Source organism: Pseudoalteromonas sp. SG43-6, from assembly GCF_014164365.1.
Taxonomy (GTDB): Bacteria; Pseudomonadota; Gammaproteobacteria; order Enterobacterales; family Alteromonadaceae; genus Pseudoalteromonas; species Pseudoalteromonas rhizosphaerae.
In genome coordinates this window covers 21,755-27,940 of sequence record NZ_JACJEZ010000059.1, presented here as the reverse complement: position 1 = coordinate 27,940, position 6,186 = coordinate 21,755, and the positions used below count along the sequence as shown (strand labels likewise).

Sequence of the window (6,186 nt, the reverse complement as noted above, 5' to 3'; positions counted from 1 at the left end):
AGGTTCTAGGTTCTAGGTTCTATCAAAATTAAACCTTGTTCCTTTTGCCTTTCATCTTGAATCTTTATTTCTACTCCAATTTCTTTGGTGAGAAATTGGAGCGGCACACGAGGCTCGAACTCGTGACCTCGACCTTGGCAAGGTCGCGCTCTACCAACTGAGCTAGTGCCGCATTCAAAATAGTCAGTAATTTTTCCGTTGGTCCGCGACAGGTCGCGGTGAACGTTCCGGCAACTGAACTAGTGCCGCATTCAAATTGCTCAAGCACACTAACCCCGCGGGGGTTATCGTCTTAAGCGGGGCAGGATTCTACAATAATCCGATGTGTTTGCAAGTGTTTTTTACAAATTAAAGAATTTTTCTTGGTAGACTTTTAATTCCATGATGGAATCTTTGATATCATCAAGAGCAAGGTGTGAACCTTTTTTGTGCACTTGTGCTAAAACTTCTGGTTTCCAGCGTCGTGCTAGTTCTTTGATAGTGCTTACGTCTAAATTACGATAGTGGAAGTAATCTTCCAGTTCACGCATATATTTATTCATAAAGCGTCTATCTTGGCCTATTGAATTACCACACATAGGCGAAGCGCCTGCAGGAACCCACTGCTTTAAAAATGCCAAAGTTTGTTCAACAGCATCTTGCTCTGTGAATGTGCTCGCTTTACAGCGTGCAGTTAACCCTGACTGACCATGTTGCTTAGTACACCATTCATCCATACCATCAAGCAACTCATCACTTTGATGAATTGCAATAGTTGGCCCTTCAGCCAAGATGTTTAACGCACTGTCGGTGACAACCGTGGCTATTTCGAGTATTTTGTCTGTACTTGGTTCAAGACCTGTCATTTCGAGGTCGAGCCAAATCAGATTTGATTTATGAAAAGACATAATTACCTTGCGGTGCTTTCCTTTAGATCTAACGCATTTAGATATATCATATTAGTATCATCAGTCGACCTAAAGCTTTTTTTTCAAAAAGCACGACATTTAACTAAGTTATGGGCCAAAAGTGGCAAAACAGAAGAAATTAAGTAAAGGTCAATCCCGTAGGATTAAGGCCAATCACCAAAAACGCTTGTCTAATGCAGATTCTGCGCCAACCACTAACAAGGTTGAGCAATGGCAAACTGACAATTTAGGTGCGCCTGAAAATGCCGTGGTGATCAGTCGGTTTGGTCAACATGCCGATATTGAAACTGATAACGGAGATGTTTTGCGCTGCAATATTCGCCGTACCGTTAAAGGTATTGTTTGCGGAGACGAAGTGCAATTTCGCCGCGCAAAAGTCAGCGAAGGTGATTTAGCTGGCGTTATAGAAGCGATGCATGAACGGCGCTCGCAACTTACTCGCCCTGATTTTTACGACGGTGTAAAAGTCATAGCCGCCAACATTGACCAGATTTTGATGGTCTCTGCGGTACTACCAGAGTTTACCCCCAGTATTATCGACCGCTATTTAATTGCTTGCGAAGATATGGGCATTGAGCCTATTTTAGTGCTCAATAAAATAGATTTAATTGATGAGCCTGGGCTTGCTAACATCAATAAAATTCTGGATATTTATAGGTCACTTGATTATCAAGTATTACTAGTCAGTAATAAAACCGGTTACGGTATTGATGCACTCAAAGAAACCTTAATTGATAAAAATAGTATTTTTGTTGGTCAAAGTGGTGTGGGTAAATCAACTTTAGTTAACACTGTTTTACCTGATGCTGAAATACTGACCAAAGAGGTCTCTGAAAATAGTGGCCTTGGCCAACACACAACAACCGTGTCACGACTTCATCACTTACCTTCAGGCGGTAACTTAATTGATTCCCCTGGTATTCGTGAATTTGGCTTGTGGCATTTAGATGTAGAGCGCGTTACTTGGTGCTTTAAAGAGTTTCGCAAGTTTATTGGCGGTTGCCGCTTTAGAGACTGTAAGCATTTAAATGATCCGGGCTGTATAATTCGCCAAGCAATCGATGATGGTGATATTTCACAGCTACGTTTTGATAGCTACCATAGAATTTTAGAAACAATGGCCGATGGCCGAGCGGGTGCTCGTGCTCCACGCGTATAATTTTTTAGGAAAAAACTTGTGAGTTTAGACAAATTCAAAATCGCAATGCAGTACGCAATGCCAAAACATTTTGTATCCCGTATGGTAGGCAAGTTAGCTGCAGCTAAAGCAGGCGCACTAACAACTACTTTAATTAAATTGTTTATTAAACAATATAAAATTGATATGAATGAAGCGCAATATAGCGACCCAGCTCACTATAAAACGTTTAATGAGTTTTTTACTCGTCCTTTAAAAGAAGGCGTTCGGCCATTAACCACTGAAGATGACATCATTACTCATCCTGTAGATGGTGCCATCAGTCAACTAGGCCCAATTGTTGAAGGCCAGCTTATTCAAGCCAAAGGACATGACTATAGCTTACAAGCTTTACTTGGCGGCTCAGAGCAAGATACAGCGCCATTTTTAGGCGGCGACTTTGCAACGATTTACTTAGCGCCAAAAGATTATCATCGTATTCATATGCCGATTGATGGCACCTTGAGTAAAATGATTTACGTCCCCGGTGATTTATTTTCAGTAAACCCACTTACCGCGCAAAATGTACCTAATCTATTCGCTCGTAACGAACGCGTAGTAGCCATTTTTGAGACTGAAATTGGCCCGCTTGCTATGGTATTAGTGGGTGCAACAATTGTTGCCAGTATCGAAACTATTTGGGCCGGTACAGTTACACCACCAGCAGGTAAAGATGTATTTAGCTGGAACTACAAAACCTCAGGTGAAAATGCAATTACCTTGAAAAAGGGTGAAGAGATGGGTCGCTTTAAATTAGGCTCCACGGTTATTTTAGCCTGGGGTGCTAATAAAGCAGGTATCTTTGATGATCAAAAACCAGGCACAGTGACTCGCATGGGCACACCGTTTGCTAAAATTGATGATTGATGATTGATGATTGATGATTAATACCTAATTAATAATTAAGTTATAACTCATTTTAATTAAAAACGCGGACCGACTAATGCAGTCATGCCGCGTTTTTTATTTAAGCTCTTTCCCCTGCACACTCAGTACACTCGGGCGCTTTAGTTAATTTAAACTGCTGCTGCGCTAAACTTAGCCCATCAAAACGAATAAACTGACTGCCTTGATGATGGCCCAGCAAGATATTAACTGCCAACAGTGCTTGCATCGAGCCAATAACACCTAACAACGGACTAAGCACGCCCGCGTTACTGCAATTAAGCGCCTGCTGTTGCGGTTGTGCTCCAAATATACACCCGTAACAAGGGCTCTGTGGCTGGCGAAAATCAAAACACATCAGCTGCCCTTCACTCGCTATTGCCGCCCCCGACACCAGTGGAATACCCAGTGCCAAGCATTGCTGGTTTACTACATAGCGAGTACTGAAGTTATCGCTGCAATCAAGTACTAAGGTTGCGCCAGTAAAAACTTGCTCAGCATTTTCAGTGGTTAATTTTGCACTTACTGTGTTGATCTTGATTTGATTATTTAAGCTGCTTAATACTTTGCCCGCAGCGCTGACCTTATCTTGCCCTAAATGATTTACTTTATAGAGCACTTGGCGCTGTAAATTTGAAAGCTCAACCTTATCATCATCTAACAAGCTTAATTCGCCAATGCCAGCCGCAGCTAAATACAGTAATGCGGGGCTGCCTAACCCCCCCGCTCCAATTACCACAACGTGAGCGGCTTTGAGCTTTAACTGCCCTTCAAAGCCGACTTCTTTAAGCATTAAATGACGACTGTAACGTAACTGCTCTTTGTCAGATAAAGATCCTTTTATTGCCTCACTCATTGCTATTAATAGCCACTTGTAAATCGGCAATCGCCTGTTGATAGTCACTTGCTTCACTAATAGCCCTAACAACAGCTACACTGCCAACACCGGTTGCAGCAACCTCGCCCGCTCGTGATAAATCAATGCCACCAATAGCTACCGTTGGGTAATCACTCATTAACGGCACAAAACGCTTTAACTTTTCAAGCCCTTGAATTTGCCCTGTCATATCTTTGGTCGTGGTTGGGTAAATAGCGCCAAACGCCATATAACTCGGGCGGTAATTATGAGCGCGCAGCATTTCATAAAAACCATGGGTCGAAATCCCCAAACGCATGCCCGACTCTTTAATGGCCACCAGATTAGCCTCAAGTAAATCTTCTTGACCTAAATGCACACCATAAGCGCCATGTTTGATCGCCAGCTGCCAATGATCGTTGATATACACATTGCCATCGTACTTTTTACCAAGTGTGACCGCCGCAGCAATAGCGTGTTCAAGCTCTTCTTCGCTGGCGTTTTTCATTCTAAGTTGTACAGTTTTAACGCCTTGCGCTAAACACTTTTCTAACCAATCGAGACTATCAACCACTGCATATAAACCAAGCTGTTTGTTTTCACACTCAGTAAAACCTGCCGCCATAGTAAATTCGTTTGGTTGTTCAAAATCCAGCTCATCACCCAGCCAACTACCCGCTTCAATGACTTGTGGGTAATCATCAAGATTATCGGGAAAGCTCGTTTGTGCCACAGGGCCAATTCCTTCACCATAACGAACCGCAGCTTTTAAGCCTTGATTTATATAGGCTTTGGCTAAAATAAAGGCATCTTTAAGCGGGTAACCTTTCGCTAAACACGCTGCAATCACTGACGCCATACTACAACCGGTACCATGGCTGTGCGGCGTTTGAATTTTTTCGTTACCAAGCCAATATTCATTACTGCCATAAGAGCTGGCATCACTGCAGTAATCAATGCAATATCCGCTTGGATAATCCCAATGGCCACCTTTGATCAGCACCGCTTTTGCGCCCCAGCTTTGCAGCTTTTGCGCAGCCTCGATCACAGCACTGGGACCAATTAAATATATCCCAGTGAGCAACTGCGTTTCATGGGTATTCGGAGTGATCACATCCACCAGCGGCAATAAGCATTCTTTAATTGCGCTAACGGTATCTTCTTCTGTCAGTAAGTCACCACTGCTAGCAATGGCCACCGGATCATATACAACCAAAGGCGCAACCGGCCAAGTGGCTTTATAATGTTTTAGATGCTCACTGATCAATTGAATTTGCTGCACATTGGCAAGCATACCAATTTTAATAACACGGGCTTTCATGTCGCTTTCAAGGGCGAGTAATTGCGACTCAATAACATCGGTTGAAATCGGGTTAAGTGCTTCAACGCCTAGGCTGTTTTGCGCAGTCAATGCGGTGATCGCTGTACAACCATGGACGCCAAAACTTTGCATCGCTTTAATATCCGCCTGAATACCTGCACCACCACCAGAGTCAGAGCCAGCAATTGTCCAAACAACATGATTCATAGTTACGTATTTCCTAATTTTTTACTTCATTTATTACTGTTGATGCCAAAATGGCATACCCATAGTGGGCGTAGATGGCGCAGCGACGTCTTTTTCTGGCATCGCCTTTGCTCGGTAAGCAAAACGACCCGCATCAACGGCTGCTTTAAATGCATGACTCATGGTAACAGGGCAGCCCGCCCCTGCAATAGCCGAATTCAATAACACCGCATCATAACCTAATTCAAGCGCTTGGCAGGCGTGTGATGGTAAGCCAAGGCCAGCATCAACAATCAATGTGGTATCGGGTAAGCGCTCCCGAATAGTTTTTAAGTTATATTTATTTAACAAGCCCTTACCTGTGCCAATAGGCGCTCCCCACGGCATCAGTACTTCACACCCTGCATCAGCTAAACGCTGACATAACACTAAGTCGTCAGTACAATAAGGTAATACTTTAAAGCCTTCGGCTAATAAAATCTGTGTCGCTTCCAGTAATGCAAATGGATCTGGTTGCAGGTTATAATCATCACCAATCAACTCAAGTTTTATCCAATCGGTAGCAAACACTTCGCGGCACATTTGTGCCAGTGTAATTGCTTCATTGACACTGTGACAGCCTGCAGTATTGGGTAGAATTTTTAAGCCCGTATCTTTGATCAATTGCCAAAAGTCATCTCCTGCGGCGGCACTTTGTTGACGTCGTAATGACACAGTAACAATCTGCGCGCCAGAGGCAACAATCGAATCGGCCATAACCGCAGGTGATGGATAAAGTGCTGAGCCAATTAATAACCGACTAGTGATCTGCTCACCATAAATACTGAAACTATCTGATATTACGCTACTCATA

The 6,186-nt window shown here is 43.2% G+C and carries 6 protein-coding genes and 1 tRNA gene; 2 read left to right on the top strand and 5 right to left on the bottom strand.

What is annotated here, in order from left to right; genetic code table 11:
* Window positions 1–96: 96 nt before the first annotated feature.
* Window positions 97–172: transfer RNA gene (locus H5201_RS19430), tRNA-Gly, on the bottom strand.
* A 169-nt stretch (window positions 173–341) separates the two neighbouring features.
* Window positions 342–887: an oligoribonuclease gene (gene orn, locus H5201_RS19425; protein WP_145234646.1), complete on the bottom strand. Its 546-nt coding sequence runs from the start codon at window positions 885–887 to the stop codon at window positions 342–344.
* A 121-nt stretch (window positions 888–1,008) separates the two neighbouring features.
* Between orn and rsgA the strand changes: the two genes are divergently transcribed.
* A complete protein-coding gene (gene rsgA / locus H5201_RS19420) occupies window positions 1,009–2,067 on the top strand; it encodes a small ribosomal subunit biogenesis GTPase RsgA (RefSeq protein ID WP_145234644.1) in 1,059 nt (352 codons plus the stop codon).
* Window positions 2,068–2,085: 18 nt separating this feature from the next.
* Window positions 2,086–2,952: an archaetidylserine decarboxylase gene (gene asd / locus H5201_RS19415; protein ID WP_182785221.1), complete on the top strand. Its 867-nt coding sequence runs from the start codon at window positions 2,086–2,088 to the stop codon at window positions 2,950–2,952.
* Window positions 2,953–3,052: 100 nt separating this feature from the next.
* Here the strand turns inward: asd and H5201_RS19410 are convergent, their stop codons facing one another.
* The 3 genes from H5201_RS19410 to H5201_RS19400 are packed head-to-tail and all read right to left on the bottom strand — an operon-like array spanning window position 3,053 to window position 6,185.
* On the bottom strand, window positions 3,053–3,826 hold the full coding sequence (locus H5201_RS19410; protein WP_182732512.1) for a HesA/MoeB/ThiF family protein: 774 nt from the start codon (window positions 3,824–3,826) through the stop codon (window positions 3,053–3,055).
* Entirely contained in the window at window positions 3,819–5,354 is a 1,536-nt protein-coding gene (gene thiE / locus H5201_RS19405; RefSeq protein WP_182732513.1) for a thiamine phosphate synthase, read from the bottom strand. The genes H5201_RS19410 and thiE overlap by 8 nt, the downstream gene beginning before the upstream one ends.
* Before the next feature lie 33 nt (window positions 5,355–5,387).
* A complete protein-coding gene (locus H5201_RS19400) occupies window positions 5,388–6,185 on the bottom strand; it encodes a thiazole synthase (RefSeq protein WP_149983249.1) in 798 nt (265 codons plus the stop codon).
* Window position 6,186 lies beyond the last annotated feature (1 nt).

What these genes read in the sequence shown, in the direction of transcription:
- orn (WP_145234646.1), bottom strand. Translation starts at nt 887, where the DNA reads ATGTCTTTTCATAAATCAAATCTGATTTGGCTCGACCTCGAAATGACA.
- H5201_RS19410 (WP_182732512.1), bottom strand. Translation starts at nt 3,826, where the DNA reads ATGAGTGAGGCAATAAAAGGATCTTTATCTGACAAAGAGCAGTTACGT.
- thiE (WP_182732513.1), bottom strand. Translation starts at nt 5,354, where the DNA reads ATGAATCATGTTGTTTGGACAATTGCTGGCTCTGACTCTGGTGGTGGT.
- H5201_RS19400 (WP_149983249.1), bottom strand. Translation starts at nt 6,185, where the DNA reads ATGAGTAGCGTAATATCAGATAGTTTCAGTATTTATGGTGAGCAGATC.